The organism is Microcoleus sp. bin48.metabat.b7b8b9.023 (assembly GCF_013299185.1).
In the GTDB taxonomy this organism is placed as follows: Bacteria; Cyanobacteriota; Cyanobacteriia; order Cyanobacteriales; family Microcoleaceae; genus Microcoleus.
In genome coordinates, this window is the sequence record NZ_JAAFKG010000125.1 from 1 (window position 1) to 2,577 (window position 2,577).

3 protein-coding genes are annotated in these 2,577 nt (G+C 44.8%); all 3 read left to right on the forward strand.

Going from position 1 to position 2,577, the window contains the following annotated elements:
* Positions 1–296 precede the first annotated feature (296 nt).
* The 3 genes from uraH (at position 297) to uraD (ending at position 2,385) form a co-directional block, all read left to right on the forward strand.
* Positions 297–659, forward strand: coding sequence for a hydroxyisourate hydrolase (gene uraH, locus QZW82_RS32130; RefSeq protein WP_293158447.1), 363 nt, complete (start codon positions 297–299; stop codon positions 657–659).
* A 137-nt stretch (positions 660–796) separates the two neighbouring features.
* On the forward strand, positions 797–1,765 hold the full coding sequence (locus tag QZW82_RS32135) for an aromatic ring-hydroxylating dioxygenase subunit alpha (RefSeq protein WP_293158450.1): 969 nt from the start codon (positions 797–799) through the stop codon (positions 1,763–1,765).
* A 101-nt stretch (positions 1,766–1,866) separates the two neighbouring features.
* On the forward strand, positions 1,867–2,385 hold the full coding sequence (gene uraD, locus QZW82_RS32140) for a 2-oxo-4-hydroxy-4-carboxy-5-ureidoimidazoline decarboxylase (RefSeq protein WP_293158453.1): 519 nt from the start codon (positions 1,867–1,869) through the stop codon (positions 2,383–2,385).
* Positions 2,386–2,577: the final 192 nt, after the last annotated feature.

Genomic DNA, 2,577 nt, shown 5'->3' on the forward strand with positions numbered 1-2,577 from the left:
TTGAAGATTTGAGTGAGTTACTTTTTGATTTATCTAGTTCAGATAAACCTGTTAAATGCCTCGCATGATGTCAGTCAATAGCCTTCATAGCCTTGATTTAACCTCTCGACAATTAATCCACCCTGCTTCTTAAGGGGGATTGAGGGGGATCTAGACTTTGCCTAAAAGCGAGATTTATTATGAATTTCAAGCTTAAGTTGATACTAATGCGTCGTGCTGTATCCATACGGATACCGGGTTGATTTAAATCGCAGCACGCAAAAATCAATCAACAATCAGCATTTAACCTTTAACAAATGTCAGGCAAACTTACTACTCACGTTCTCGACACAGCCCGCGGCTGTCCGGCTGCAAATATGTCGATCGCCCTACAATCAATTGACCCAAACTCCGGCGCCAAAACTCTGCTAAAAACTGTAACAACAAATGCTGACGGCCGCACGGCTGCTCCGCTATTATCAGAAAGCGAGTTCAAATCGGGAATTTACGAATTAGTATTTGCAGTTGGCGAATACTTCGCGCAATCTGGTCAAAATTTGCCCGATCCGCCTTTTTTAAACAGCGTTCCAATTCAGTTCGGCATCGCGGATGTCACCGCACATTATCACGTACCTTTGCTTGTTTCTCCTTGGTCTTACAGTACCTATCGCGGTAGTTGAAAAGAAGGAAGTTCGGCAACGGATTTTGGAACGGATGTAGCGGATGGAATGAAGATGGGTTGAGTTATTATTTAAAAGAGGAGGAATTATGTTAGTTACCAAGCAAGCAAGCTGTTTTCAAAAGATTCTGGTATCCAGTGATTCCCACAGCCGAATTGTCCGGGGAGCCAAAACCTTTTGTATTATTAGATCAGCCGATCGCACTTTGGCTCGATTCTGAAGGTAAACCCGCAGCAGTAGAAGACCGCTGCTGTCACCGCACTGCTAAACTTTCCCTGGGAAAAGTTGTCAGCGGCAACATTTCCTGTGCTTACCACGGCTGGACATTCAACTCGTCAGGAACTTGTGTCAGCGTTCCGCAACAGCCAAACGGCTCGATTTCTGGCAACTACAAAGTAAAATCTTATCAGGCTTGCGATCGCTACGGATACGTTTGGGTTTGTTTGGGCGAACCAATCGCCGAGATTCCCAATATTACCGAAGCAGCAGACCCCAACTACCGCCAAATTCACGAATTTTACGAACCTTGGAATTGTGCGGGATTGCGGGTGATGGAAAACGAATTAGATATGGCTCATCCTACTTTTGTACATACCGCAACTTTCGGCAGCGAAGAGCATCTCACGCCCGATGTGATGGAGTTTACAGAAACAGAATGGGAACTGCATTACCGAAGTGTTTTGGGTGTCGCCAATCCCGCCGAACAACAGCAAAACTTAAACATAGAGCAAGCAGAAACCGTGCGGACAATAGACGGAATTTGGTTTTTGCCGTTTACCGTCAAGCTGCGGATTGCTTACCCAAACGGACTCGTTCACATCATCGTCAATACCATGACTCCGATTGACGATTCAACTTCTCAAATGGTGCAATTTTGCCTCCGCAACGATACCGAAAGCGAGGCAAAAACCAGCGATATTATCGCCTTCGATCGCGCTGTTACTTTAGAAGACAAGCGGATTTTAGAAACAACAGATTGGGACGTACCGCTCGACATCGCACAAGAACAGCATATGCTGACAGATAAGCCGGGAATCATCATCCGCCGCAAAATTGCTGCACTGTTAAAAGCCCACGGCGAAGTTGAACAAACTAAAGTCAGTTGACAGTTGACAGTTGACAGTTGACAGTTGACAGTTTGTAGTGAGGACTTTAGTCCGCAATTTTTTTCGTTTCACTCCGAATGACATACTACTAAAATTAATTCATGCGATCGACAATGCAATACTCTCTCATTGAACTCAACGAAATGAGCCAGGAGGTATTTACAGAAGCCTTGGGCGCGATTTTTGAACGCACTCCCACAGTCGCCCGTTGCACTTGGGACGATCGCCCTTTTGCCTCCACAGCCGACTTGCACGCTAAAATGGTAACAGCCGTCAATTCCATGACTGGGGAAGAAAAATTAGCATTAATTCAAGCACACCCGGACTTGGGAAGCAAAGCAAAAATGGCTGTAGCATCGGTTAACGAACAAGCCGGCGCAGGTTTGGATCGGCTATCTGTCGCAGAGTTCGATCGCCTGCAATTCCTCAACCGATCGTACCGCAAAAAGTTTGGTTTTCCCTTCATTGTGGCGGTGAAAAACCACACAAAAACCAGCATTCTTGAAGCATTGGAGCGCCGCCTCAACAATTCCCCAGAAACTGAAATGCAGCAGGCTTTAACAGAAATCTATGAGATTGCGCGGTTTCGCCTTGAGTCAGCAATTGGGAAACAAGACTGAAATTTCAGGCACGTAGTTGCGCTTCAGCGCTCTTTGGTACGTAGTTGCGCTTCAGCGCTCTTTGGTAAGTAGTCGAACGAAATTAATTACACAAATCATATAATATGATATACTAAAATTATTAAGTTTTATTTAGAGAGGTTTGATATGTTTTTACTTCGAGATATTAATCCACTTTCGTTAAAATTACTA

Coding starts and splice junctions, on each gene's coding strand:
- uraD (WP_293158453.1), top strand. CDS start 1,867: ATGCGATCGACAATGCAATACTCTCTCATTGAACTCAACGAAATGAGC.
- uraH (WP_293158447.1), top strand. CDS start 297: ATGTCAGGCAAACTTACTACTCACGTTCTCGACACAGCCCGCGGCTGT.